Origin of the sequence: Marinobacter alexandrii, assembly GCA_039984955.1 — a bacterium.
Taxonomy (GTDB): domain Bacteria; phylum Bacteroidota; class Bacteroidia; order Cytophagales; family Cyclobacteriaceae; genus Ekhidna.
Genome location: JBDWTN010000007.1, coordinates 773,974 through 800,547, shown reverse-complemented (window position 1 = coordinate 800,547; position 26,574 = coordinate 773,974). Strand labels below are relative to the sequence as shown.

22 protein-coding genes are annotated in these 26,574 nt (G+C 37.1%); 8 read left to right on the top strand and 14 right to left on the bottom strand.

Annotation, left to right across the window (positions count from 1 at the left end):
* Nucleotides 1-82: 82 nt before the first annotated feature.
* The 3 genes from alaS to ABJQ32_09860 are packed head-to-tail and all read left to right on the top strand — an operon-like array spanning nt 83 to nt 5,258.
* On the top strand, nt 83-2,698 hold the full coding sequence (gene alaS, locus ABJQ32_09870) for an alanine--tRNA ligase (GenBank protein MEP5289948.1): 2,616 nt from the start codon (nt 83-85) through the stop codon (nt 2,696-2,698).
* Nucleotides 2,698-4,143, top strand: a complete 1,446-nt coding sequence (gene gatB, locus ABJQ32_09865) for an Asp-tRNA(Asn)/Glu-tRNA(Gln) amidotransferase subunit GatB (GenBank protein MEP5289947.1) — start codon at nt 2,698-2,700, stop codon at nt 4,141-4,143. Before alaS ends, gatB begins: the two co-directional genes overlap by 1 nt.
* An 8-nt stretch (nt 4,144-4,151) precedes the next feature.
* A complete protein-coding gene (locus ABJQ32_09860) occupies nt 4,152-5,258 on the top strand; it encodes a TlpA disulfide reductase family protein (protein ID MEP5289946.1) in 1,107 nt (368 codons plus the stop codon).
* 27 nt (nt 5,259-5,285) lie between these two features.
* Here ABJQ32_09860 and ABJQ32_09855 read toward each other — a convergent pair whose 3' ends face one another.
* The 3 genes from ABJQ32_09855 to ABJQ32_09845 all read right to left on the bottom strand — a co-directional run bounded on the left by ABJQ32_09855 (nt 5,286) and on the right by ABJQ32_09845 (nt 8,205).
* A complete protein-coding gene (locus ABJQ32_09855; GenBank protein MEP5289945.1) occupies nt 5,286-5,819 on the bottom strand; it encodes a DUF1456 family protein in 534 nt (177 codons plus the stop codon).
* Between the two features lie 382 nt (nt 5,820-6,201).
* Complete coding sequence (locus ABJQ32_09850) at nt 6,202-6,897, bottom strand: response regulator transcription factor (GenBank protein ID MEP5289944.1); 696 nt, start codon at nt 6,895-6,897, stop codon at nt 6,202-6,204.
* A 3-nt stretch (nt 6,898-6,900) separates the two neighbouring features.
* Nucleotides 6,901-8,205, bottom strand: coding sequence for a HAMP domain-containing sensor histidine kinase (locus tag ABJQ32_09845; protein MEP5289943.1), 1,305 nt, complete (start codon nt 8,203-8,205; stop codon nt 6,901-6,903).
* 151 nt (nt 8,206-8,356) lie between these two features.
* On the opposite strand from ABJQ32_09845, the gene ABJQ32_09840 reads away from it, so the two are divergent.
* Complete coding sequence (locus ABJQ32_09840; GenBank protein MEP5289942.1) at nt 8,357-10,723, top strand: ABC transporter permease; 2,367 nt, start codon at nt 8,357-8,359, stop codon at nt 10,721-10,723.
* Nucleotides 10,724-10,737: 14 nt separating this feature from the next.
* On the opposite strand, the gene ABJQ32_09835 is transcribed toward ABJQ32_09840, so the two are convergent.
* From ABJQ32_09835 to ABJQ32_09815, 5 genes are all read right to left on the bottom strand, one after another.
* On the bottom strand, nt 10,738-11,415 hold the full coding sequence (locus tag ABJQ32_09835) for a GPP34 family phosphoprotein (protein MEP5289941.1): 678 nt from the start codon (nt 11,413-11,415) through the stop codon (nt 10,738-10,740).
* Between the two features lie 174 nt (nt 11,416-11,589).
* Nucleotides 11,590-12,660 (bottom strand): OmpA family protein, encoded by a 1,071-nt coding sequence (locus ABJQ32_09830; GenBank protein ID MEP5289940.1) that lies wholly within the window; start codon nt 12,658-12,660, stop codon nt 11,590-11,592.
* Nucleotides 12,661-12,669: 9 nt separating this feature from the next.
* A complete protein-coding gene (locus ABJQ32_09825; GenBank protein ID MEP5289939.1) occupies nt 12,670-13,272 on the bottom strand; it encodes a hypothetical protein in 603 nt (200 codons plus the stop codon).
* A gap of 5 nt (nt 13,273-13,277) precedes the next feature.
* Complete coding sequence (locus ABJQ32_09820) at nt 13,278-13,799, bottom strand: acyl-CoA thioesterase (protein MEP5289938.1); 522 nt, start codon at nt 13,797-13,799, stop codon at nt 13,278-13,280.
* 92 nt (nt 13,800-13,891) lie between these two features.
* Nucleotides 13,892-14,557, bottom strand: coding sequence for a protein-L-isoaspartate(D-aspartate) O-methyltransferase (locus tag ABJQ32_09815; GenBank protein ID MEP5289937.1), 666 nt, complete (start codon nt 14,555-14,557; stop codon nt 13,892-13,894).
* Nucleotides 14,558-14,589: 32 nt separating this feature from the next.
* On the opposite strand from ABJQ32_09815, the gene ABJQ32_09810 reads away from it, so the two are divergent.
* Entirely contained in the window at nt 14,590-15,171 is a 582-nt protein-coding gene (locus ABJQ32_09810) for a riboflavin synthase (GenBank protein MEP5289936.1), read from the top strand.
* Nucleotides 15,171-15,875, top strand: a complete 705-nt coding sequence (locus ABJQ32_09805; GenBank protein ID MEP5289935.1) for a LytTR family DNA-binding domain-containing protein — start codon at nt 15,171-15,173, stop codon at nt 15,873-15,875. Before ABJQ32_09810 ends, ABJQ32_09805 begins: the two co-directional genes overlap by 1 nt.
* Nucleotides 15,876-15,899: 24 nt before the next feature.
* Here ABJQ32_09805 and hemF read toward each other — a convergent pair whose 3' ends face one another.
* The gene (gene hemF, locus ABJQ32_09800; GenBank protein ID MEP5289934.1) at nt 15,900-16,799 is read right to left on the bottom strand and encodes an oxygen-dependent coproporphyrinogen oxidase; all 900 of its coding nucleotides are present in this window, start codon (nt 16,797-16,799) and stop codon (nt 15,900-15,902) included.
* Between the two features lie 3 nt (nt 16,800-16,802).
* Entirely contained in the window at nt 16,803-19,226 is a 2,424-nt protein-coding gene (locus ABJQ32_09795; GenBank protein MEP5289933.1) for a BamA/TamA family outer membrane protein, read from the bottom strand.
* Nucleotides 19,227-19,309: 83 nt separating this feature from the next.
* Here ABJQ32_09795 and ABJQ32_09790 point away from each other — a divergent pair, with 83 nt between their 5' ends.
* Nucleotides 19,310-20,041 (top strand): RNA methyltransferase, encoded by a 732-nt coding sequence (locus ABJQ32_09790; protein ID MEP5289932.1) that lies wholly within the window; start codon nt 19,310-19,312, stop codon nt 20,039-20,041.
* Here the strand turns inward: ABJQ32_09790 and pgi are convergent.
* From pgi to trpS, 4 genes are all read right to left on the bottom strand, one after another.
* Complete coding sequence (gene pgi / locus ABJQ32_09785; protein ID MEP5289931.1) at nt 20,023-21,612, bottom strand: glucose-6-phosphate isomerase; 1,590 nt, start codon at nt 21,610-21,612, stop codon at nt 20,023-20,025. The two genes, ABJQ32_09790 and pgi, sit on opposite strands and share 19 nt — an antisense overlap.
* Before the next feature lie 13 nt (nt 21,613-21,625).
* Nucleotides 21,626-22,633, bottom strand: coding sequence for a calcium/sodium antiporter (locus tag ABJQ32_09780; GenBank protein ID MEP5289930.1), 1,008 nt, complete (start codon nt 22,631-22,633; stop codon nt 21,626-21,628).
* Between the two features lie 114 nt (nt 22,634-22,747).
* Nucleotides 22,748-24,448, bottom strand: coding sequence for a phospho-sugar mutase (locus ABJQ32_09775; protein MEP5289929.1), 1,701 nt, complete (start codon nt 24,446-24,448; stop codon nt 22,748-22,750).
* Nucleotides 24,449-24,458: 10 nt separating this feature from the next.
* On the bottom strand, nt 24,459-25,430 hold the full coding sequence (gene trpS, locus ABJQ32_09770) for a tryptophan--tRNA ligase (protein MEP5289928.1): 972 nt from the start codon (nt 25,428-25,430) through the stop codon (nt 24,459-24,461).
* Between the two features lie 78 nt (nt 25,431-25,508).
* On the opposite strand from trpS, the gene ABJQ32_09765 reads away from it, so the two are divergent.
* Complete coding sequence (locus tag ABJQ32_09765) at nt 25,509-26,567, top strand: DUF1573 domain-containing protein (protein MEP5289927.1); 1,059 nt, start codon at nt 25,509-25,511, stop codon at nt 26,565-26,567.
* Nucleotides 26,568-26,574: the final 7 nt, after the last annotated feature.

Here is a 26,574-nt window from a genome sequence, read left to right as displayed (position 1 = left end):
AATACCGGTGCAATTTACGGATATTTAAGTTTTTTTCATAATTGCAAGATTTAACAGTAACATTCTAATCTTTCGTTCTTCAATGGACTCCAAATTAATAAGGAAAAATTTCCTAGACTTTTTCGAAAGCAAAACGCACAAAATAGTGCCTTCTGCCCCTATAGTAGTACAAAATGATCCAACCCTTATGTTTACGAATGCAGGGATGAATCAGTTTAAAGATTTTTTTCTTGGGAATAAGGTGGCGGAAACCAAGAGAGTAACTGACACTCAAAAATGCCTTCGAGTATCAGGAAAACACAATGATCTAGAAGAAGTTGGAATAGATACTTATCACCATACGATGTTTGAGATGCTTGGAAACTGGTCTTTTGGAGATTATTTCAAAAAAGAAGCAATAGAATGGGCTTGGGAACTCCTAACCGAACGTTTCAATCTTCCTAAAGACAGACTTTATGCGACCATCTTTGAAGGAGATGCTACCGAAAATCTTGATCAAGACTTAGAAGCAAAAGAGGCTTGGATGAAATTCTTGCCTGAGGATCGCGTGCTAAATGGAACTAAAAAAGATAATTTTTGGGAAATGGGAGACACGGGTCCATGCGGACCTTGTTCGGAGCTCCATATTGACTTAAGGCCCGAGAATGAGGTTAGGGAAACTTCAGGTGCAGAGTTGGTAAATAAGGATCATCCGCAGGTGGTTGAGATTTGGAACTTGGTATTTATTCAATACAACAGGTTATCGAATGGGTCGCTTGAGAACCTTCCAGAAAAACACATCGACACAGGAATGGGCTTTGAGCGATTGGCGATGGCCATTCAAAAGAAACAATCCAATTACGATACAGATGTCTTCCAACCACTTATTCAATGGGTAGCTAAGAAAGCGAATGTTGAATATGGAAAAGAAGAAAAAATAGACATAGCAATTCGTGTAATTTCTGATCATATACGTGCAATTGCTTTCACAATAGCAGATGGTCAGTTGCCTAGTAATAACAAGGCTGGGTATGTAATCCGTAGAATTCTTAGAAGAGCGGTTCGATATGGTTATACATTTTTAGGGTTCAAAGAACCATTCCTTTATGAAATGCTCGAAATCCTTGTTGATCAATTTGATGGTGTTTTCCCCGAACTAACGGGTCAGAAAGGGTTTATAGCTAAAGTGATCAGGGAGGAAGAAATCTCATTCCTTCGAACATTAGATAATGGATTGAAGAAATTGGACTCAATTACTTCAGGAGGTGATAAAGCTATTGAAGGTTCTGTAGCCTTTGAATTATATGATACCTATGGCTTTCCTTTGGACCTCACCGCTTTGATTGCGCGTGAGAATGGGATGACTGTAGATGAAGAAGGTTTCAGAAATGAAATGGAAGTTCAGAAAAATCGATCAAAGAATGCTGGCAAGCAGACAATGGGAGATTGGAATGTCATATGTGAAGGAGATGAGACCAAATTCTTGGGCTATACAGAAACACAACTTACCACAAGTATTCTTCGCTATCGAGAGGTGAAACAAAAAGAAAAAACCCAATATCAGCTTGTTCTGGAAGCCACTCCATTTTATGCAGAAAGCGGAGGACAAGTTGGAGATACGGGATATCTCCAAATAGGAGATGAAAAAATTGAAGTAATCGATACAAAGAAAGAGAACGATCTGATTGTTCATTTTGTAAAAAAGCTACCTTCCGAAATGAAGGGTGAAGTTCGCGCTGTAGTTAATGAAAATAGGAGAACGCTAACGGAGAATAATCACTCGGCAACTCATCTTTTGCATGCGGCACTTCGTCAGGTTTTGGGGGATCATGTGCAACAAAAAGGCTCATTGGTCAATGATAAAATCTTACGATTTGATTTTTCTCACTTTTCGAAAGTTACGGATGAAGAACTTACTGAAGTTGAAAAAATAGTTAATCACAAGATTCGAGAAAACATTGCGCTAGATGAAAAGCAAAATGTGCCAATAGATGAAGCTCAAAAGATGGGAGCTATGGCTCTCTTTGGTGAAAAGTATGGAGACTTTGTCCGTGTAATCACCTTTGATCCAAAATATTCTGTAGAATTATGCGGAGGCACTCACGTTCCACGTACGGGAAATATAGGAATGCTAAAGATCGTAAGTGAAGGATCTAGTGCAGCTGGTGTTCGAAGAATTGAAGCTTTTACTTCGATAGAAGCAGAAAAATATTATAATCAAAAGATTAAACTGATTTCTGAGGTCGAGGAGATGTTGAAAAATCCGAAAGATCTCAAAAAATCAATTGAAAACTTGGTCACAGAGAATTTAGCCAATCAGAAGAAGCTTGAAGAACTTAATCAGCAACAAGCTGGACAAATTAAGAATAAGCTAAAGGATGAGGTGAAAGAGATTGGTAACAAAAATCTCATTACTTACAAGGGAGCATTTCCTTCTGCGGATGGAATGAAACAAGTGGCTTTCGAATTAAAGAGAGAGGTAGAAAATCTTGTATTACTAATTGCAGCAGATATCAACGACAAGCCAATGATTACGGTTATGCTTGGAGATGAGTTAGTTAAAAATGGCATGAATGCCAACGATATCATTCGTAAGATGGCCGCAGCTATTAAAGGCGGTGGCGGAGGTCAACCTTTTTATGCGACTGCAGGAGGGAAAGATCTTTCCGGACTTGATGAAGCATTGAAAATAGGTCAAGAGTTAGTTGAAAACGCCTAATGTCAGGAACTACGGAATATAAAGCAGTTATAGGACTGGAGGTACACATTCAGCTATTGACAGAAAGTAAGTTGTTTGCTGCCGATTCAACAGCGTATGGTCAGCCACCTAATACCAATGTGAGCGTGATTACTCTTGCTCATCCGGGCATTTTACCCAAACTGAACAAGAAGGCTGTAGAGTATGCTATTCGGATGGGGCTGGCATGTGATAGCCGAATCTCTCGGTACTGCATTTTTGATCGTAAAAATTATTTCTATCCAGATCTTCCTAAAGGATTTCAAACCACACAAGATAGAACGCCTATTTGTATTGGAGGTGAGGTGCCAGTGGCTTTCAAGGATGGCAAAACTGTTGTAAAGCTGAATCGAATTCACCTGGAAGAGGATGCTGGAAAGTCTATTCATGATGAACATTCAGATGAATCATTCATTGATCTGAATAGAGCTGGAGTACCATTAGTGGAGCTAGTCACGGAACCTGTGATCCATTCTGCAGAAGAGGCAATGGCATTTCTTACAGAAATCAGGCAAATAGTACGATACCTTGAAATATGTGATGGAAATATGGAGCAAGGGTCATTGAGATGTGATGCAAACATATCTGTGATGAAGATCAATGATTCGGAGTTGGGCAAAAAGGTAGAGGTGAAAAATATGAACTCTATTCGAAATGTAGGTAAAGCGATAAATCATGAGATTGAGCGCCAAATTGGTGTGCTCAAAGGCGGAGCAGAAGTCATTTCTGAAACACGTCTGTTTGATGCAGACCGAGGGTTAACTTCAGGAATGAGGACCAAAGAAGAACTCAATGACTATCGATATTTTCCTGAACCAGATTTAAGCCCATTTGAGGTTTCTGACGAATGGTTAAAAGAAATTGCCTCAAAGATGCCATCAACGCCTAAAGTATTACGCGAAAGGTTTGCTGAAGAGTATAGTCTTTCCGCATACGATGCAAGGGTGCTTACCGATGAAAAAGAAGTAGCTGTCTTTTTTGAAGAAGCTTGCTCAAAAACGACCTACTATAAGGCGATCTCAAATTGGATAATGGGTCCTATTAAATCGATCATGAATGAGGTGACTCGGAAGACCATTCCCATTACGGCTGATCAATTAGTAGCATTAGTCGAGAAGATCGAGACAGGCGGAATTAGTTTTTCGTTAGCCAACAAACAGGTATTTCCGTACCTAATGAAAGACAGGAATGCCACCGTAGAAGAGGCTTTGAAGTCCTTGGGACTTACAGAGTCAAATAAAGAAGATATTTCTGCCGTAGTTTTGGACGTGTTAAATGCCAATCCCGAAAAGGTTAAGGCGTTTCAAAATGGAAAGAAAGGGTTAATTGGAATGTTTGTGGGAGAGGTAATGAAAAAGACCAATGGTACAGCAGATCCAAAAAAAACAAACGATCTTTTACAAGATGCGTTGGGGAAAATGAAATGATTAGTACGATGAAAAAATTCTCAGTTTTAGGTTTATTAATAGGGCTCCTCAGCTGTGGAGGAGAACAAACAGAGGGAGTGAAACTAAGTGGAAATGTGGAGCAGTTACCTGATGGAGGATTTGTCTATGTAGAGCGCATTGGCGAGAATGGCGTGGAGCCATTTGATACACTCAATGTCAATGAAAACGGAGATTTTGAAGAGTACTTGACGATTAATGAGCCAGCATTCTTCAGGCTTAATTTTAATGGAAGACAGATCATCACATTGATATTGACTGGGGAGGAACAAGAGGTTGAGATAAATGCTCATGGAAATGATCCAAGAGGTTTTTCCGAAGTATCAGGCTCATATGATACAGAATACAAGAATCAAATGGATGAAATGATGCAAGCCTTTCGGCAGCAAATTCAAGTGTTTCAGCAAAATCAACGTCAGGCCCAGTCTGATAATGATCCTAATGCTTTTCAAACAGCTCAAATCCAGATGATGGATCTTGCACAGGGCACAGAAAAAGAACTTAAGGATTTGATTAGAAAAGCTAGCCCATCACTTGCTGCATTTTACGGACTTCAGATGATCGATGCATCGCAAAATTTTGCATTCATCGATTCTATTTCCAGTGAGCTACAAGCAGAGATGCCTGAAAATTTTCACGTAGCAAGCTTGCTTTCTGAAGTAAGTAGCAAGAAAAGCCTTGCGATAGGTAAGGAAGCACCTGAGATAGCTTTACAATCTCCAGATGGAGAAACGATCACACTAAGTTCCTTAAGAGGAAATTACGTGCTTATTGATTTTTGGGCTGCCTGGTGCAGACCATGCAGGGCAGAAAACCCAAATGTAGTGCGTGTGTACAACGAGTATGCCGATAAGAATTTCGAAATTCTGGGAGTGTCTCTCGATAGAACCAGAGATAAATGGCTCCAAGCCATTGCACAAGATGGGCTACCATGGCTTCATGTTTCCGACTTGAAGTATTGGAGAAGTGAGGCAGCACAAGACTATCAAGTTGGGGCAATACCTGCAACCTTCTTAATTGATCCTGATGGTAAGATTATAGCGAAGAACTTGCGAGGTGCTAGTTTGGAGGCGAAGTTGAAAGAGATATTTGGGTAAGAAAAGCTTGATTGAGAAGCCTCAAGTTCAATCTCTTTTTGGACGGGTAATAATTCGTTTTACAGGTTTCTTCTCATTTTCGGGCTTGGATTCCACTTTATTTTCTCCGCGGTGTTTTACTTGTAGTCCTTGTAGAAAATTTCGAAGAAACTGGTCTTTACATAATCGATATTGCTTCTGAGTAGGCTTCCTGAAAATAGCACTAATCTCATGTTTGCTCACCTCAAATTTGGCCAAGTCAAACAAGTGAATGATATCTTCATCACGAAGGTTTAACGCAATTTTTAGTTTCCGAAATACGACATTATTATTGAGTTTCTTCTCTGGTTTAGGTTGATCTCCGTCTTTCTTCCCTCGATGTTTTACAATGAATCCATTTAAGAATACAGCTAAATCTTGATCATAAATAGATTTTTGATCGGGATCATCATCTTTCTTTAGCCAATTGCTTATCTGCTCTCTGGAAACTTCCTTGCCTCCGAGCTCAAATATTCTGATGATCTTATCATCTCCATAGTCAAAGGTGTATCTGATTCTTCGAAGGACGTCATTATTATTCATGCGTAGCAAAGGTAAGAATTAGTCTTGCATCAATCCTCTTTGGTTAAGGTTTTGGCGTTTTAATACATGTCATCTTGAACTTGTTTCAAATCTATTTGGAAGCCAGATACACAACAACCTGAGCTCGATTCCATAGGTTAGCAAAACACAAAAAAAAACTGTCATACCGTGCAAAGCAGAGGTATCTTTCCTGTTTGAATATGCTGATATCAGCTTATCTGTATCCATTTTAATAAGAAATATTTCTCTCAAGTTCGAAAAGACAGTTTTTTTGTTTTTAGACATATTATTAATCGCTCTCAGGTAATGTAGATGCTGAAATGAATTCGACCTAACCTTTAACTAGTAAAGGTCAAAACCCCGCATGAATACTGAAACTCACCTAGTGAATCACTTTGTCTTCAAGAATAAACCCCTTGCCATGAATGTTGACAATTTGAACGGAAGGATCTTTTTTTAAATACTGCCTGAGCTTATGAATAAATACATCCATACTCTTTCGGTTGAAAAAGTCACTATGCCCCCATACGCTTTTTAGTGCTTTGTTGCGCTCTAGAACCGAATGCTTATGCTCACATAGGAGCTGTAAGAGTTTTGCCTCTTTCTCTGTGAGTCGCTGAATATGATCTTCAAAAGTCAACGCTTGATTATTAAAATCGAAAGAATAATGACCAATATGATAATGTGTTACTCGATCTAAAACGTCAGCATCCGAACAAGCTCTCTTGATCAATGCTTTAATTCGCGCGATCAATAGTTCTTCATCTATTGGTTTGACTATATAGTCGTCACAGCCAAGCCTAAAACCTTTTAGCTTATCCACTTTTAGGGCTTTTGCTGTCAGAAACATAAATGGAATATCAGGATCAGCTTCTCTTATTTCTTTAGCTAATGTAAATCCGTCTTTCAGAGGCATCATAACATCAAGTAAACAAAGGTCGAATGAGCTTCTCTGGAATGTCTTCAAACCATCTTCACCATCTTTGGCGAGCGTCACCCTAAAATCATTCATTTCAAGATATTCTTTCAAGATATACCCAAAACTATCGTCATCTTCTACAAGTAAAATATTGCCCATGATTTAGCTAAATGGAAAGTATAACCTGAATTCACTTCCTTGATCCAACTTACTTTGTAGATCAATGCGCCCCTTATGTTCCTCAATAATCTTTTTCACATAACTCAAGCCTAGACCAAAGCCTTTTGCATTTTGAATATTACCCGACTCTGCCCTATAAAATTTATCAAAGATGTACCGTTGAATCTCTTCACCAATGCCAATCCCATTGTCTTTAATGGATATTTCAATGCCTTGAGGACTGTCCGAAGTGGTGATTAAGATCTCAGGAATGTCCAATGTATACTTTAGGGCGTTATCAATAAGATTGTAAATGATATTGACAAGATGAGTCCCATCAGCAATTACTTCTGATCTGGTTGCGTCCAATTGAAGTTTAATACTTCCGTTTCGCTTGCTAACCATTAATTGTACACTGTGTACAACACGTTCTATTACTTCGTGAACATCAAGGGGTTTCTTTTCGAGGGTGAAATTACCTGAGTCAATCATCGCTATTTGTAAAACTTTATCTACTTGACCTTCTAAGCGTTTACTCTCCAGTTCTATTAGGTTGAGATAATTAGACTTTTTGCGAGGTTCCAGTTCTGATTTGTCATTCTTCAGCATGCTAGTGGCTAGAGAAATAGAGGCAATAGGTGTTTTGAATTCATGGGTTAAGTTGTTGATAAAATCATTCTTGATTAGTGAAAGGCGTTTCTGTTTCCGAATCACAATCAGTGTATAAGCAAAGCATCCTATTAGCAATGAGATAAATACGATAGACATTATCAAAGCTCCCTGTGATTGAGCAAATACATACTCATCCTGACTCGGAAAAAACATCGCAAGATGTAAATCCCCTCCAGCAGAGCAAGTCAGATTGGACCAACCATGTCCTCTCTCTTGAGGATTAATGCAGCTGGCTAGCTCAAACTCCAAACTTGAGCCATCATCACCCATAACAAAATCAAATCCTTCATCCACAGGTTTATGCTGATAGATCGCATACTCATACGGAATCCCTATTCCATGCTCTTCTAGTTTTGGATCAATGACGCTTCGCATCGTTTGATCCATTTTTTCATCGTTAAGCTGATCTGTTTGGCTGATCCGAAAGGTGGCACTTTGCAATTCTTTTGCATAGTATTGACTGGATATGAATTCGTCTGAAATTTTGCTTGACGCCAAATCAACCTTCTGTAAAAAAATTTGCTTGTTGGTGACAAGAGAAGACCTCAAATTGTGAATCTGAAGTATAGATAGTCCTACCAGAGCGATAGTAGCTATTCCTATTACAAGTACAATAGCTTTTTTCGACAATTGCATTGTTCAATTAACGGAAAAATTGATACTAAGTCAATCATAGAAATGTATTTAACTCTTTTTTAACCAATTTAATTTTTCGTTAAATCAACTTAACTAATCGTTATTCTACTTCGTGTAATTGCTTGCGTAATGTTGAAGAAATAATTACGACATGAGCATCTTCGTTAACCTTACCATTCGAAATTTTCTTAAATCCGTCGGGCTAAACAGTCTGAATATATTGGGCCTTTCATTTGGGATTATTGCAGCCCTCTTGATCATTGTTTATGCAGATCACGAGTATCACTATGATCAGTTTCATTCAAAATCTTCTAAAATATATAGAATGGAAGGTAAGACGAATGGAGATCAGTGGTTTTCTAATTTAGGAATGGAGCATGCACGCGAGCTGGTGGCTGGCTCATATCCTGAGGTACTTAAGAGAGTTCAGCTCAATCAGGCTCAAAGAGCGTTCTTCTCCTATAAGGAAAAGAAATTTGCAGAGACAAATGTTATTCAAACGAATATAGGATCGCAATTTTTTGAATTTTTTGATTTCGAAATACTTGAAGGTGGAAAAAAGAGCTTGCTGGGAGAACCGTATAGTGTAGTGCTTACTGAATCAACTGCAGAGAAGTATTTCGGAGAGGTTTCCCCTGTTGGGTTAGCATTGAATTATGATACCATTCAGCTTAAAGTGACTGGAGTAATAGCTGATTTACCTACAGATACTCATCTAAGGTTTGATCTGATTTATACAAACCCTCGATTGTACGAACAAGAACATTTTCATACACAAACATATCTGGAATTGAGTAATGAAGTAAATGTTGATCAACTGGAAGGAAAAATTTTGGAAATGGACGTAGCAAGAAACGAATTTCATGTTTTATCTGACGTTCAACTAATGCCATTAGCAGAGATTTATTTGGAGTCAGATGCGGTTTTTGGAGCAGGAGGAAAAGGAGATCCTTTACAACTCAGAGTTTTTCTAATCATTGGAGCCATGATCTTGCTTATAGCCGTTACAAACTATATCAACCTTTCTTTGGCAATCTACTTGGGGAAAGGACGAGCTGTTGGCATTCGAAAAGTCTTTGGTGAATCAAGAAATCAAATTATTACCGCTTTTATCTATGAGTCACTTTTGACCACTCTACTTACGATACCAATCATTTTGATTGGCTTCAGTTTAGCATTGCCAGCAATGAATATCTTTCTAGGTGTAAGCTTGGAAAACAAGCTGCTGACATCTCCTACGTACATTCTAAGTGGACTTGGTTTTATTGCTTTGATAAGCTTCATCACTGTGATATATCCTGCACTGGCTCTATGTAAAACTGATGTAAATACATTGATGAAAAGTAAGTCAGCCATGAATATTACAGGCGGAACGAAGTATAGAAATGGACTCATCTTTTTTCAATTCATCTTACTATTCACACTTGGGATTTCAGGGTGGTTTATGAATCAGCAAATTCACTATTTAGATAATAAAGACATGGGGTTTGATGCAACCAATGTGATCAAAATAACGAACGCTTTTGAAATTGGTAGATACGAAAACTATGAGCTTTTAAAGACAAAATTACTTTCCTATCCGCAAATCAGTGGTGTTGCTTTCGGCCCAATGATGGGAGATGGAATGAATCCTTTAGCGTTTAAAGTAGAAGGGGAGGACGAAACGTATGAGAATTTATTGTCTTACGGTGTAGATATAGATTATTTCGATGTGATGGGGATGGATCTTACGCATGGTGATTTTAAAAACGTGTTGTTATCATCTGAAGCTGGACAGATTATTTCCCTTGTCAATCATAGCTTTATTGAAAGGTTTGGATGGCAAGAAGATCCTATCGGTAAAAAAATTATTTTGCGCCCCGGAACGGAAAATGAATTGAATCGAAAAGTTTCCGGCGTGTTTAAGGATTTTCATTTTTTCACGTTGAAAGAAAAAATTACTCCTCAAATTATTTCATTGAGGACTGACCCACAGTTTGTGAATACCAATATCCTTATTCGTGCAAACTCATCTGAACTGGAATCTATCATAAATTTGATTCAAGATCAATGGTATGAAATTCAACCTAACGTACCGATGGAATACGATCTGATGGATGAGTCCGTGAAACGATTGTACGCCAAAGAACGTCAAACTGGTCAAATCAGCATTACATTTTCTGTTTTGGCAATCAGCCTCTCAGTTTTAGGTTTGGTCGGGTTTATGGTATATATCATTGGACTGAAATCCAAAGAATTAACCATCCGAAAAGTTTTGGGAGCCTCACTTCTACGAATTATTGGTGTGTTAAACCAAGACCTTTGGTTTATTATTCTCACTGCTGCAATTCTTGGGAGCTTACTTAGCTATTGGGTAGTGAGTACATGGTTGCAAGACTATGCATATGTGATAGAGATGAGCATGTGGGTGTATCCAATTGCATTGTTTTTGGCGTATTCTCTTGTATTTGTAATTACAGCTGCCAGATCCGCTAAGTGGGCAAGCACTAACCCAGCGTTGACCTTGAATGAGGATTAAGACGATCTTTATCGCTAATTAGATGTGGTCGTAGTAGTAACCGATGCAGCAATAATTGCCATCATAATAGTTGCCTGAACCTGTTTAATGGTTGTATCTACCGTCTCTGCTATTGGGCTATCTTTGATGATTTCTTTTAGCTCTTTTTTTAATCGCTTTAATTCTCCTCTATCAGTCGTGATGATTCTATGCATTTTGCATGCTTCAACCAAGCCAAGAACAATGACGTCTTTTTCAATCAGGTCTTCTTTTGAGAAAATGTTCTTTTTTACTTGATCAATTAATTTGGTTCGAATTCTCTTATCAATTAAGTAGTGCCTTTTATATGGAATAAACCCTAGGAATTTTTTACTCTCTATTCTCACTATTCGTTGATCAACTAACTCGTTTAAAATAGTCCATTTGTACGCTCGTGATTCTCTGGCGAGTTTGATAATCCAGTGCTTTACCTTTCTTGGTTTTTTTGAAGATTTGATTTTAGTCAAAACTTCAGAAAACATCGAATGATCAACTCCTCTATCATTTTTTACAATGAGAATTTCCTTTTCTATAGAAATCTTATCCAGAAGAGCCAATTCAAGCAATATAGCCCCTATGATTCCATAGCTGATGTAGATATGCGATGTAGCAAAGGCTCCTTTCTTAGGGTGTTGAGCGAGTAGTAAAAACTTTTGAAGTGTGTTTAATTCCATTTTAAAATGTCTTTATGCTCTAGTTAATTCTTGCTTGAGTTCGTGAAATTGTAGTGCTAACATCTATATTCTGATTTTCAGAAATTTAGATATCACTCAATCGTCTTTCTTACTTGTAGATTATCTACAATGTGCTCTATTGAGTTAATAACATCTAGTGATTCATGTTAATAATTATTTATCTTCAGATTGAAAGTCCTCAAGAAGAAGTAAAAATTCAGTTCTTCTATTTAGTGAATCGAAATCATAAATGCTTTCACGTTCACCTAAACCATATACCTCTATTCGATTCTCTTCTACTTTAAATCTTAGTAGAGCTTCCTTAACTGATTGAGCTCTTTTTATTGATAATCTATCATTGTACTCTTCAGATCCTTCTGAATCTGTGTTACCGTAAATTTGAAGTTTTAATTGATTATTTAATTTCATATATCTAGCTAAAGCTTCTAATTCTATATACGTTTCTTTTAACTCAAATGAATCAAATTCAAAGTATATCTTACCTAGACTAAATGGTTTTTCAATCTGAAAATCTTCGTTTTCTAAATTGACATCAGTTAGGAAAAAATCATCAAATAGATAATAAGATGAAATTCTCTCTGTTATTTCAGAGAACATATTGAACATTTCCTCAAATTCACCATCTTCTGGAGGAATAAAGTCTCCAATGGTAAAGAAGGTCTCAGTTCCATTGGCAACAAAGGTGTTGCTGATTTTATACCAACCATTGACTACCTCAAGAGTGTCAACAAGAATGATTTGATAAGGGAGGTTGGTAAGTACATTATCATCATTAACGATAATCGAATCTGAACTAAATGTAAATGATAATTTATTTCCTATAAACTTTGAATTTGTTGCTGGCTTAGCAAAGAATTCCAACTTGTATTTAGTTCCTTTTTTAAGTTGTTCTTTTAATTCACATGTAAGATATTCTCTATAACTCTTATTTGAGGATTTTCGTGGACTACCAAAATACATTCCAACGTAATTATTTCCATCGGGCAGGTAAGCAATACCCGCAAAATTTTTAGGAGTTGATACTACTGGAAGAGCACATGCGCTAAATAAATCAGGAGTTCCCAAAGTAGGTGATATCCAATGCCTTGTTTTTATTGGTTCATGAATCGTAGAGTGGTTAGAGGGGCATAATACATAATCTTCGAAACTTGGATTAGGAATTAAATTTTGAGCGTTTAAGCAAGTGAAAATCATCAAAGAGATACCTGCAAAGACAAATTTCATTTTTATGATTTAGATGAATTTTTGTAATGCACCCCATAGCTTCGCTTTCTCAGCTTGATCTTTTGCCAAATCGACAAGTGGCTTTGAACAAAGAAACGCACTTCCTTTGTACGGAATGGGGCTATAAAATGCTTTTGCTTCAGGGACGAAAACTAAAGCTTTTTTGAACTGGACTGATTGATCGAAACCATTAGAAAAAATTTTGTAATCACCTGCTGGAATTTTACACGCATCAATGATTTTCTGTAACAATTCATGTTCTGCAGGTACTATACTGCTATGGAATATGGCAAAAGGAATTTCTGATGGCTCCTCAACTTTCTGAATAGGTATATGGGGAGACTCTTGTTGAATTTCTTCTTTTTCTTCTGACTTTTCTACTGCGGGCTCTGGTTCATGTTCTGAAACTCGAGTAGTTTCAGTTTCCGATTCTTCTGACCTAGTTTCGTCAACAAGTGTTTCTTTAGGTTCGCCTTTGATCGTCTCTAATTCAGGCTCAGCTAGCTCTGAAATAACTTCCTTCTCTTTTTCATACTCAACTTTAATGGTTTCGTCTTGCGAAAGCAAGTAGATTTCCTCATTTATCAGCAGATGTAGATGTTCTTTCTCCATGGAGATTATTCTTCCATATCAAATATAGAGCGTAGTTCTTTCGCTTCGCTAGGTTTCATTCGTTTTCCAAGAACTAATCTTAACTGTCTTCTTCTAAGAGCGCCTTCATAAAGCTCTTTTTCCAAATCAGTTTCCGGCTCCAATTGAGGTATATCAATTGGTTTTCCAGATTGATCCACTGCAACGAAAGTGAAGAATGCTCTGTTAGTATGTACTTTTTTGTCAGCGGGAATGTCTTCAGCAACTACTTCTAAATAGACCTCCATTGAGGAACTAAATGCACGCGTAACGAATGCGGAGATCGTTACTGTATTACCTTTTCTTATGGGTTCTGAAAAAGAGATATTATCAACAGATGCGGTTACTACTATTCTGTTTGAGTGTTTTTGAGCGGCAATAGCTGCAGCAATATCCATCCAATGCATAAGTCTCCCACCCATAAGATTGTCAAGTCCATTTGTGTCATTTGGAAGTACAAGTTCCGTCATAGTCACGAAGGAATCTTTACAATTTTTTATTTTTTTCATATTCAGTTTCTTGATGCTATTAGAGTAAATGCGTGTTCAATTCCTTTCACTATAAACCCTTACTAAATTTAACCAACCTTCATTTTTTCCAATTATTTAATCTCACCATTGGTGGGCCATCCACGCTCACCTCGCAAAGGTACAAAGCTGAAATTGTCGAATTGCTTCTTTTTTATTTTGTTTTCACTCACTTTCTCGATCAAAACCATAGATTGTATGTCATTGTTCCCTACTGGTATTACTAATCTTCCTCCGATCTTGAGCTGCTTAATTAATTCTTCAGGGATGGTAGGCGCACCTGCCGTGACAATAATGCCATCGTAAGGGGCAAATCGAGTTATTCCTTTGGAACCATCACCTTGATACATGTGAGGTTGATAGCCTAATTTGGGTAAAAAACGAATGGCTTTTTGATAGAGCTTCTTTTGGTACTCTATTGTATAGACTTTCGCGCCTAGCTCCAGAAGTACACATGCTTGATAACCGGATCCAGTTCCTATTTCAAGAATCTTATCTTCAGGTTTGACTTGGAGCAGCTCAGATTGGAAAGCCACAGTGTATGGTTGACTTATCGTTTGCCCTGCATCAATGGGGAAAGCTTTGTCTTCATATGCATGTGCGTCGAATATTTTGTCAAAAAAGAAGTGCCGTGGAATTTTGTGAATAGCATTTAATACAGCTTTATCCTTTATTCCTTTTCTGGAAATCTCTTGAACCAACTGCTTTCGCAATCCTTTATGCTTGTAGGTATCTTCCAATTGCCTTATTTTGAAGCTTAAATTTAATCAGCGTGTTTACAGGAATAGTCGAAACGGTAGGGAAAGTAGAGGAAATAATTCAGGATGGATCAAATGTAGGTTTTGTTATCTCTTCAAATTTATCGGAAGAGCTAAAAGTTGACCAGAGTGTTTCTCACAATGGAGTTTGCCTTACGGTAACTAAAATAGCATCGGGCAAACACTGGGTGACAGCTATTGATGAGACGCTCAAAAAATCAAGTTTAGGGCAAGTTGAATTTGGAGACAAGCTCAATTTAGAAAGATGCATGAAAGCAGATGGCAGATTTGATGGTCATATCGTTCAAGGGCATGTAGATACTACGGCAGAAGTAGTTTCAATCAATGATGAAGATGGGAGCTGGCTATTTACTTTTAATATAAAAGGAGAGGGCCTTATTGTGGAAAAAGGAAGCATTTGCATTAACGGTACTAGCCTTACTTGTTTCAACGTAAATGAAAATCACTTTTCTGTTGCAATAATTCCATATACATTTGAATATACCAACTTCAATCAGCTGACTGTTGGTTCTATTGTAAATATTGAATTTGATATAATAGGGAAATACATTCACCAAATCCTAAATAAAAAATAATGGCACTTAATTGTATGGTGGTAGACGATGATAAAATGTCTCGTCTCGTTATTAAAAAGTTTATTGATAAGACCGATTCTTTGGTTTTAACGCACGATCTAGACAATACTCAAGAAGCACACGATATCCTTTTAGGAGAAAGTGCCAATGATGTTGATATAGTATTTCTTGATATAGAAATGCCAGGAATGAGTGGGTTAGAGCTTGTAAAAGAGCTGCAACATGCATATAATGTAATCCTTGTCACCTCTAAGAAGGAGTATGCTATAGAAGCGTTTGAAGATTCTGTAGCTGACTACTTAGTCAAACCTGTGGAGTATGAACGCTTCATGAAGGCTGTGAATAAGGTCAAGGAAGCATTAGAGAAAGAAAAACTCATTGCTGAACAAGAGGATCATATTTATGTAAAAAGTGATGGAAGACTCTTTAGATTGAGTTATAACAATATTCTTTTTGTAGAAGCACTAGCTGATTATGTGATTTTTAATACGTCAAGTGGTAAAAAGCATATTGTTCATCATACGATGAAGGGAATAGAGAAGAGACTCCCCGAAAGTATCTACAGTCGTGTGCACAGAAGCTACATTATCAATAGAAACAAAATTGATAAAATAGAAGACCTGCAAGTACATATTGGGGAGAAGACCTTCTCAATTGGCGCTTCTTACAAAGAGTCCTTAATGGAGAAGTTTAACCTTCTTTAATATAAGAGCTTTGTTTACAAACCATTAGGCATTGATCCAGTCAATGCCTTTTTTGAGTGAAGCAAGAGTTTCTCTTTGAAGGTCTGTTGTGGGTTGGTGACTATACTCCCAATTAACTTCTGGAGGTAAGCTCATAAGAATAGATTCCGTTCTGCCATTTGTATCAAGCCCAAACTTGGTGCCTTTATCATGAACGAGATTGAATTCCACATATCTTCCTCTCCTAATTTTTTGCCACTTCTTATCTTCTATTGCCCATTTTTCGTCTCTTAGACGCTGAACGGCATCTTGATAAGCAGGAATAAATGTTTCTGCCACATCTTTAACAAAAGACCACTGTTCTTCCTTTGATCTCCCTTCTTTATCACCAAGCTTGTCAAAAAAAATTCCTCCTATTCCACGTGTTTCGTTTCTGTGTTTTACAAAGAAATAATCGTCTGCCCAAGATTTAAACTTATGATAAAAATTAGGGGAATGTTTATCGCAAGTTGATTGGAGGTGCTGATGAAAGCTCTTTGCTTTATCTGGAATAACAAAATGAGGTGTTAAATCTATTCCACCACCAAACCACCATACTCCATTACTCATTTCAAAGTAGCGAACGTTCATGTGGATGATAGGAACCCATGGATTCTCTGGGTGAAGTACAATGGAAACTCCCGTTGCGAAAAACTCTGCTTGAGATAAATTTAATGCTTGTAGAATTTTCTCTGGAGTTGGACCAGAAACAGCTGAAAAATTTACTCCTCCTTTTTCAATCAAGTTTCCTCCTTGTATTGCACGAGATCTTCCTCCTCCTCCCTCTGATCTTTCCCATTCATCCTCTACAAACTTTGATTTTCCATCGAGCTTCTCTAAAGAGAAACATATATCATTTTGCAATTTCTTGAACCATTCAGCAATTGATTCTTTTGTTAATTCCATAATTCAGAAAGGATAGCCAATTCCAATATTTATTTCTGTATTTCTATTAAAATTTGAAAACAGTTGATCACCTACAAATCGTTCTCCTCGCTTCTGAGCCGGGTCAAAAAGCTTCATCCCAAGGTCAACCCTGAAAATCAAGAATTGTAAATCAAAGCGTAAGCCTACTCCAGTACCCACGGCCATTTGTTTCATAAAATCATTAAATCTGAATAGTCCATCGTCTCCTTCTGCATCCTCTCCGACCAGAGATCTTCTTAATTGCCAGATGTTTCCTGCATCAATAAAAATAGCTCCTTCAAGGAAGCCGACCAGATCTTGCCTCAGCTCTATGCTGGATTCGATGAGGATATTGCCTTGCTGTTCAAAACTATAATCTACGCTTTCTGTACTCCCTTCTTCAAAAATCCCAAAAGCACCCGGCCCAAGCCTCCTTGGACGCCATGCTCTAATGCTACTACTTCCACCAGCAAAAAAGTACCTATTGTAAGGTAATGACCTATCTTCTCCATAAGGGTAGGCTAAACCTACATTGAGCCTAAATGCAACATTAGTATTTCTTGATAATCGATTAATTTTTCTTAAATCTACTTGAGCTTTTGCAAATTGAAAGGTTGCTAGACTATCACCAAATAATGAATTTCCAAACACATTATTCAAATCTCCACCAATCTCTCCATTTAGCTGTACATAACTACCATCTTGATTACTTATAAAATCCCCTTGATTTAGATCAAGTTGAAATGCAGTACTGCTTACTACAGAAGATTCAAAAGCCCGTGGGTATGGGTTGTTTTCGTCAAGACTACTAAGAAAGCTCTGAAAGGAGTTAGTCGTAGATGCATCAATCAATTCCAATTGAAAAGGAGTGAGTGTGTACTTTATTTGATCCCGTACTTGCCAACTGTAAGACCACCTTCCACGGTAAATAAGTTGGGTATATTCCGAGACTCTATCTTCAAAGGAAAAACTAAACGAAACACGTGTTTTAGGATTAAATCGACCAATTTTATTTTTGTAGTAGGATCCTAGAGGGAATAGGAATTGAGGAAATGATATAGCCACTTCTCCTCCAAATTGCCTGGAAGTGTAATTGCCTGTAAAATTAGACTCTTCTCGAACTGATTGCAGGTCTTCTAATTTAGCATTTGCATCAAAACTTAGAATTTCAAGTGTGCGAAACGTATTTCTGTTCTTAAGATTAAAATTAACAAACGGGCCCGGCCTTCCTTGAGTTCTACTCAAACCAAACTCACTTGATGTCTGAAATTTATCAAAAGGAGAAGTAAATATGTTGGCCACAAAATAATTACCTGTAGTATCATAATTAATGTTAACAAACTTAAAATTGTCTAGATAGGAGAGTTGACGCTGTGTTTCTATGGTGAGATCCCTGCTGTATGGGTCATCTTGTTCTAATGGAATTCTCCACTCTAAAACTTTTTTGGAATATCTATTCTTTCCAAAGAGGAAGGTAATATCTCGATACTTTTCTTGAGTTCTATGATAACCTCGACTCACATTAGCATCAGTGATAAATACGATTGAATCGAGGTAAAAAATTTTGTGTTGTTTCTGTCCTGAAGGGTTTTTTATTATTTCTCTGACGATGACTGTATCCCTTCCAAGGTTTACAGAATCAATTTTAAAACCAACATACTGTTTCGAAAATTCGTAGTAGCCATTATTCACAGCAAGATCATAGACAAAATCTCTTTCATTAGTCAATACTTCCTGTTCATAATATCCTTTTTTAAGGGGGGAATCTTTGATGTTTTCAAAAATTAGGGCTTGAAGTACCGTGTCTTCAATTTCATATTGAATGGAGTCAATTACATACCGAGTATTCAGGTCCACATAATATGCCAGATTCACATAACTGTCTTTTTTGCCAGCCCACCCACTGACCCAGTTTCGGACATCCCTGCTAAACTTCTTTATGAAACTTAGACTATCGTAACCACTGGTATCAATTTTAACTGTAGCATCAAAATAACCCTTAGAATAAAGGAATTGACTAATTCTTTCAGAAGTAGTAGCAGTGCTAGTATGATGATAGATAGCAAGAGGTTCCCCCCATCTCATTAGTTGGTTGCCTTGCTTTACTTTTCTATTCTTTTTATCATATTTTTTTGCCCTTCTATTTCTTAGTTTTTGAATCTTTTTTTCTGAAGTAGCGATCGCAATTTTTCTATCATATTTAGCCACCAAAGAATCTCTTTTTTTGATTGCTCTTTGTTTATCATATCCTTTGAATATAAATCCATTTTCACCCAACTTGTATAGATGAGCCAAATGGGTGAATGGGTAGCTGAAAAGTATCCTGCTATTGTTTTTTTGCTCATAAAGACCTGATGCTCCATCATGCAATGAGCCAGATAATCCTTCAATTTTTTGCTTTGCAAGAATTTTTTCTTCGTCCTTCAAAAACTTAGAGCCAAGACAAGAAGTCAGGAATATCCCTACGAATAATGATATTTGGCTTAGTTTAAAAAAATGCTTCAATTCAGATGCTCTCAAATAAGGAACAAAAATTTATAAAATCGCTTAAAGTTAAGAAGTACCGCACTCGTGAGAGATGCTTTTTAGTAGAAGGAGCAAAAAATGTGCAAGAGTTGTTGAATTCTGATTTCGAAGTTGAACTTATTGTCGGTACTGAACTTTATTTTTCTTCGCATGTAAGATCGGGTAATTATCGAAATGAGATCGTCAAAGCAGATCTGTTGACACAGTTGAGCACATTTAAGACAAATGAAGATGTTCTAGCGGTGGTCAGAATGAAAGAAGATATAAGAGAAGGCATAAACTACAATGATCACATTTTTGTGCTAGACGGGGTGAGCGATCCAGGAAATCTCGGGACAATTATTCGAACATTAGATTGGTTTGGCTTTCAGCAAGTGATTTGTTCTGCGGATTGTGCGGAGTTTTATCATCCCAAAGTGATAAGTAGTAGTATGGGGTCTTTCACAAGAGTGGGCGTTTTGACGTTAGAATTGAGTTCTTTTTATCAAAAGAATGAGCTACCTGTTTATGCAGCAACTATGGATGGTATGCCTGTTGATAAAGCAGATTTCAAATCTCCTATAGTAATTGTAATGGGAAGTGAATCTCATGGTATTAGTGATTTGACGAAAAAATTTATCAGTCAAAGCATAACAATCCCACAATTTGGGAAGGCAGAGTCTTTAAATGTTGGAATAGCAACTGGGATTATTGCCTCTCATTTACGCATGGCGTAATAGGCCCGCATCAATGAATTGGTGGAAGTATCGTGATCTCCTTCTTTTCTAGATCTGATTTCTTCTAGAATAGGTTTTGAAAGTTGTTTTCCAAGTTCAACTCCCCATTGATCAAAACTAAAAATGTTCCAGATTACGCCCTGTGTGAAGACACGATGTTCATAGAATGCAATCAACTTTCCTAAGTTAAACGGAGTTAACTCTTTGATCAGAATACTAGTTGAGGGTCTATTACCTTCAAAAATCTTCGAATTGATTAGCGTTTGATTCGCATCTTCACCAAGTTCTTTTAATACTTGATCTCTTTTTTTGCCCGTCAAAAGAGCCTCAGATTGAGCGAAAAAGTTTGCAAGAAGTTTCTCATGATGATCATCATGATTATGTGCAGGTTTTGCGATAGCTATAAATTCGCATGGAACGATTTTGCTTCCTTGATGGATGAGTTGATAAAAAGCATGTTGCCCATTAGTACCTGGTTCTCCCCAGATAATTGGTCCTGTTTGATGTGTTATTTTGTTACCCGAGCGATCAATAGATTTACCATTGCTCTCCATATCAACTTGTTGCAAATAGGAGGGAAGGAATCTTAGGCGATGGTCGTATGGAAGGATTGCGAATGAATCATAGTTCAGAAAATTGTTATACCATACGCCGATCATGGCTGAGATGACCGGTATATTTTCTTCCAAATCAGCATTCATAAAATGCTCATCCATTTCTCTTGCTCCGGCAAGTAATTTTTCAAAGTGCTCATAACCAATAGCACTAGCTATACTAAGCCCAATGGCAGACCAAAGTGAAAACCTTCCGCCTACCCAATCCCAAAATTCAAACATGTTTTCAGAAGAAATTCCAAAATCAACAACAGCACTTTCATTAGTGCTGACAGCCACAAAATGCTTACTAACATCTACTTCTGAACCGCCGTTTTGTAGAAACCAACTTCTAGCAGAAATTGCATTTGTAATAGTTTCTTGAGTAGTAAAAGTTTTTGAGGCTATAATAAATAATGTTGTTTCAGGATTCAAATGTTCAAGTGTTTCCACTAGTTGCGCGGCATCTACATTTGAGACAAAGTGAGGATTGATGTTCTTCCAGTAAGGTTTGAGTGCATGTGTAATTATCTTGGGGCCAAGGTCTGATCCACCAATTCCGATATTAACAATATCGGTAATTTTTTTTCCCGAAAATCCTATCCACTCACCTTTGTGAAGTTTTCCTGTAAAAGATTTGATTTTTTCTAGCTCATATAAAACATCAGAATTTTTACCAGCTCTCAAAGCTGTATGCAATACTTTTCTGTTTTCTGTTTCATTTATCTTAGAACCATCAAACATTGCTTTTATGGCTTCTTCAAGGTGGCATTCTTTAGCTAGATTGATACTTTGGTCAAGTACCTCTTTAGTCAATTCGTTTTTTGAAAAATCAAAGTAGAAGTCCTTGTGATCAAACGTAAGATCATCTTCTCGTGAATTCTCTTTTAGCAATTTCTGAATGTCTGTTTTCTCAGAAACAAGTTCAGTCAATTTCACCCATGACTTAGTGGTCGTTGGGTCAATTTTTGGTAGCATGATTCAAAGTGTTTTAAAAAAATCCAGGAAGGATTTGTTCCCTGACAAATAGATAATATGAATAGATTAAAAATCCTACTATGTAAATGATCCCCTCAGATCTATCCAGTTTGAATTTATTGAGGGTAAACATGAATACGAAAAGCATCAATGTGCCTATCATGACAATGTAAAGATCCGTATTTAATGTTGGTGTGAATACTAACGGAGAGTGAACGATTGCTGTTGCTCCAAGTACAAGAAGTAAATTGAAAATGTTGGACCCAACAATGTTTCCCACAGCTAAGTCCGATTTTTTATGAAAAGCTGCTACTGCCGAAGTGGCAAGCTCTGGTAGTGAGGTACCTGCAGCTAGTATAGTTAACCCTATCATTTTATCACTTACATGATAAAATTTAGCAATTGTAACCGCATTCTCAACGATGAGATTACCTCCAAATACAAGCCCTACAATTCCAAGCACAATCATGATTGTTGTTTTCAAACTTCCATGAATCTCTATATCCTCTACTTCAGCTTCTGGGTTTCTATTCAAGTTCATGAAAATATAAACCAAGAAGAGCACGAACATTGCAAGTAAAATGATCCCGTCTTTTGTATCAAGCGAGTTTGTGTCTGACCCAAAAAATAGAGCATCGTTTACTAGGATGAAAAATATAAAAGTTGCTAGTAGGGAGTAAGGAACTTCTTTCCAAAGAGCATTTCTTTCAACTGTTAATGGATAAATGATACTGGCGATTCCCAAGATCAGGAAGATGTTGAAAATGTTAGAGCCTATAATATTCCCAAATACTACTTCATTGGCACCACTCCCCACATCTTGTACCGATCCGGAAATAATGTTAACAACTAATTCCGGAGCAGAAGTCCCCATTGCTACGACCGTTAGGCCAATAGCAATATCAGATACATTAAAGCGTTTGGCTAAAGAAGATGCCCCATTGACAAGATAATCAGCTCCTTTGATAAGGAGAACGAATCCTACGATTACAAGAAAGAAATTTAGTAATACGTTACTCAATTCAGTTTAGGGTTAGATTTGGTGACTCGTTATTGGAAGAATTGCAAACACAATCTTTCTAATCTTCGCAAATTAACACTTTTGGTAAATTTAATCCAATAATTAGGGATTCGTTCACAAATTCAAGTCATTCAACAAGTTATGTACTTTATTTTTTAATTTTTCTTCACTCTCAAAATAATCATCATTTTCTATTTTGCCTTTAACTGAAAAGTAAAATTTTATTTTTGGTTCAGTACCGGAAGGCCTGATGCTCACTTTGGTTTTATCGTCAGTAATGTACTGCAGCACATTAGATTTTGGAAAAGCGAGAGCCTCTTTTTTGCCCGATGATAGCTTATCTCCTGTCAGATAATCAATTACTTCGATAACTTCCGATCCGGCAAGTTTTTTAGGTGGATTTGATCTGAAGCTTTCCATCATGATTTTAATCTCTTCAGCTCCTTTTATTCCTTTCTTCGTGATTGATTTTAATTCTTCATAGTAGAATCCGTATTTTTTGTAAATGTTGTTCAACAATTCGAAAAGACTATATCCTTTTTCTTTAGCCCAAGCAACTAGTTCTACGATGACTACACTGCTAGCTACAGCGTCTTTATCTCTAACTTCTTCGCCTATCATATAGCCATAACTCTCTTCACCACCACCTATGAATACTTCTTTTCCTTGCTTTTCCTTGATCATATTTGCGATCCACTTGAATCCGGTAAGCGTATCGTAACATTTTATTTTATGGCTATTTGCGATCTCTCGAATGAGTTCAGTAGTTACAATTGTTTTGCCGACGTACTCATTTCCATTGAGTCCTTTTTCGCTCCATTTTTTGATTAGATAATAGACAATCAAAACTCCTGTTTGATTTCCATTGAGCAATTGAAACTCATTGTTGGAGTTTTTAACAGCTATTCCGACTCGATCGGCATCTGGGTCTGTTGCCAGAACAATATCCGCATCAATTTTTTCTGCTTCTTGGAGAGCGAGTGACATTGCCTCTTTTTCTTCAGGATTTGGATATATGACCGTAGGGAAGTCACCATCAGGATTTTCTTGTTCCTTAACAGTGTAGATATTTTTGAAACCCAATTCATGAAGAGCTCTTGGTATTAAAGTGATTCCAGTGCCGTGAATAGAGGAGTAGACAATTTTTAAATCACTATTATTTTGAATTGAATCAGGCGAAAGAGATAGATTCTTGACCATATCCAGATATGCTTGATCAATGTCCTCACCGATAAGCTGAATTAACTCTTTGTTTCCATTGAAATTAATATTCTCGATAGAGTCTATCTTATTAACCTCTGAAATGATGTTCTTATCATGAGGCGAGACAATCTGGCCTCCGTCTGACCAGTATGCTTTATATCCATTGTATTCCTTTGGATTATGAGAAGCCGTAATAACAATCCCTCCCTGACATTCCAGATGACGAATAGCGAACGATAATTCGGGAGTTGGTCTTAAGTTCTCAAACAAAAAAACCTTTATGCCATTTGCAGAAAAAACATCTGCAGCGGTCTGAGCAAATAGATGGCTGTTATTGCGGCTGTCATATGCAATTGCCACTTTTACTTCATCAAATTGCGTCTTTAAATAGTTTGAGAATCCTTGAGTCGCCATCCCGATTGTGAACTTATTGATTCGGCTAGTTCCTATACCCATGATACCTCTCAATCCGCCGGTACCAAATTCTAAATCATTTAGAAAAGCTTCATCAAGCTCTTCTTTAGTCTCCAATAGGTTCTGTATTTCCTTTTTAGATATCTCGTCTATGTTGGCTGCTTTGAGCCACTGATTTGCTTTTTGTTCAGCAGTCATTTTACAATTTTTATGCGAATCCTAATTTCGTTTTCACTCGATTCAGAACTTGATCGGCTACTTCGGCGGCTTTTTCTTCTCCTTTACTAAGCTCAAGCTCTAACTCGTCTAGATTACTCATGTAATAATCATACTTCTCCCTTTCATCTCTGAATTTATTAAGCAAGAGTTCAAATAATTCTTGTTTTGCATGACCATACCCATAGTTTCCACCTTCATAGTTTTTCCGCATTTCTTGCGTCTGTTCTTCCGATGCTAATAGTTTATATATGGCGAAAACATGGTCAGTATCTGGATTTTTTGGTTCTTCTAAGGGCGTACTGTCAGTAAGAATCTGCATTACATTCTTTCTTAGCTTTTTCTCAGGAAGAAATACGTCAATAATATTGCCATAACTTTTGCTCATTTTCTGACCATCTGTTCCTGGAATGGTCATAACTTCATCGTCAATAAGGGCCTCTGGCACTGTAAAAGTTTCTCCAAATTGATGATTGAAGGATGACGCCATGTCTCTTGTCATCTCCAAATGTTGTTTTTGATCTTTACCTACTGGCACAAAATTAGCGTCATATAGAAGGATGTCAGAAGCCATCAACACAGGATAATCAAATAAACCTGCATTGACATCCGAAAGTCTCTCTGCTTTATCTTTAAATGAATGCGCATTGGCGAGCATTGGAAATGGGGTAAAGCAATTCAAATACCATGTAAGTTCACAGCATGCGGGGACACGAGATTGTCTGTAGAACGTGTTTGCGGAAGTATCAAACCCACAAGCTAACCAGGCGGCAGCTACTGCATTTGTATTTTCTATTCGTATTTTTGAATCTTTAATGGTTGTAAGGGAGTGTAAATCTGCAATGAAAAAGAAAGATTCATTTTCTTTTTTCTTAGACAACTCAATGGCTGGCAATATTGCCCCAAGTAGATTGCCTAAATGTGGTTTTCCAGAACTTTGTATACCTGTAAGTATTCGCGCCATTAATTAAAAATTTGTACAAACCTATATAATTTGAACCTTTGTATTTCGTCTTAAATTGTGAAACAAAACAGATCTAAAATGAAAGTATTTTTTTCAGCCCTTTTAACAATTTGCCTAATTCAATTAAATGGGCAGTCTAACTTAAATTTTGAGGTAGTAGATCATGATTTTGGAGAAATAAGGGAAGAGAAAGGAGCTGCTGAATTTACCTTTAGTTTTGTAAATAACGGTGATATCCCCATTCGTATTATGAATGTAAAAGCTTCATGCGGCTGTACCACGCCTGGGTGGACTAGGGAGGAAGTAATGCCTGGCGATTCAGGTTATGTGAAGGCAAAGTATAACCCAAGAAATAGACCTGGACGTTTCAGAAAGTCGCTCCGGTTAACTACGACTGACGCAGCTTCTAATCAAACTCTTTATATCATGGGGTTTGTAAAACCAAAACCAAAGACACCTGAAGAGGAATTCCCAATTGTTCTTGGAGATTTCAGGATAAAATACCGAGGGTTGAATATGGGTAAGATGACAACTGAAAAGCAAGTAGAAAAATTATTCGATATCTATAATTCGTCTGATACTATTGCTTTCTTGAATGATAGTCTTTTAACATATCCAGATCATATAAGCCTTTCACTCAAAGAAGGCTTTTTGAACCCTCGACAGGTAGGTCAATTAAAGATAATATATGATCCGATTGCAAAGAAGGATTATGGTTATGTGAGTGACAATATTAAGCTTAGTAACACGGAAGAAAACCTTTCTGTGATAGCTGTAATTGAAGAGTTTTTCCCAGAAATGACTGCTAATGAGTTAGATAATGCAGCAAAGCTTCAAATATCCAATAGATCATTTGATTTCGGAAAAATAAGTGTTGGAGCAAAAGTTGAAGCTGAGTTTGAACTGCTTAATGCTGGAAAGGAAAAACTCTTTTTCAGAGCGATAAAATCAAATTGCAGTTGCATTACTTATGAAGTGAAAAATAAAGGTATCAAAAAAGGAAAAAGTCAAATGCTTAAAGTCTTTTTTGATACCTCTGAGATGCGTGGAAACCAATACAAGTCGATTACTATTTATTCAAACGATCCCGTAGCTCCAACGCAAATAATTACTTTGAAAGGAACTGTATCCAAGTAGGATAGAA

Excerpts from the sequence above, each read along its gene's own strand:
- alaS (MEP5289948.1), top strand. The coding sequence starts at position 83 with ATGGACTCCAAATTAATAAGGAAAAATTTCCTAGACTTTTTCGAAAGC.
- gatB (MEP5289947.1), top strand. The coding sequence starts at position 2,698 with ATGTCAGGAACTACGGAATATAAAGCAGTTATAGGACTGGAGGTACAC.
- ABJQ32_09860 (MEP5289946.1), top strand. The coding sequence starts at position 4,152 with ATGAAAAAATTCTCAGTTTTAGGTTTATTAATAGGGCTCCTCAGCTGT.
- ABJQ32_09855 (MEP5289945.1), bottom strand. The coding sequence starts at position 5,819 with ATGAATAATAATGACGTCCTTCGAAGAATCAGATACACCTTTGACTAT.
- ABJQ32_09850 (MEP5289944.1), bottom strand. The coding sequence starts at position 6,897 with ATGGGCAATATTTTACTTGTAGAAGATGACGATAGTTTTGGGTATATC.
- ABJQ32_09845 (MEP5289943.1), bottom strand. The coding sequence starts at position 8,205 with ATGCAATTGTCGAAAAAAGCTATTGTACTTGTAATAGGAATAGCTACT.
- ABJQ32_09840 (MEP5289942.1), top strand. The coding sequence starts at position 8,357 with ATGAGCATCTTCGTTAACCTTACCATTCGAAATTTTCTTAAATCCGTC.
- ABJQ32_09835 (MEP5289941.1), bottom strand. The coding sequence starts at position 11,415 with ATGGAATTAAACACACTTCAAAAGTTTTTACTACTCGCTCAACACCCT.
- ABJQ32_09830 (MEP5289940.1), bottom strand. The coding sequence starts at position 12,660 with ATGAAATTTGTCTTTGCAGGTATCTCTTTGATGATTTTCACTTGCTTA.
- ABJQ32_09825 (MEP5289939.1), bottom strand. The coding sequence starts at position 13,272 with ATGGAGAAAGAACATCTACATCTGCTGATAAATGAGGAAATCTACTTG.
- ABJQ32_09820 (MEP5289938.1), bottom strand. The coding sequence starts at position 13,799 with ATGAAAAAAATAAAAAATTGTAAAGATTCCTTCGTGACTATGACGGAA.
- ABJQ32_09805 (MEP5289935.1), top strand. The coding sequence starts at position 15,171 with ATGGCACTTAATTGTATGGTGGTAGACGATGATAAAATGTCTCGTCTC.
- hemF (MEP5289934.1), bottom strand. The coding sequence starts at position 16,799 with ATGGAATTAACAAAAGAATCAATTGCTGAATGGTTCAAGAAATTGCAA.
- ABJQ32_09790 (MEP5289932.1), top strand. The coding sequence starts at position 19,310 with ATGCTCTCAAATAAGGAACAAAAATTTATAAAATCGCTTAAAGTTAAG.
- pgi (MEP5289931.1), bottom strand. The coding sequence starts at position 21,612 with ATGCTACCAAAAATTGACCCAACGACCACTAAGTCATGGGTGAAATTG.
- ABJQ32_09775 (MEP5289929.1), bottom strand. The coding sequence starts at position 24,448 with ATGACTGCTGAACAAAAAGCAAATCAGTGGCTCAAAGCAGCCAACATA.
- trpS (MEP5289928.1), bottom strand. The coding sequence starts at position 25,430 with ATGGCGCGAATACTTACAGGTATACAAAGTTCTGGAAAACCACATTTA.
- ABJQ32_09765 (MEP5289927.1), top strand. The coding sequence starts at position 25,509 with ATGAAAGTATTTTTTTCAGCCCTTTTAACAATTTGCCTAATTCAATTA.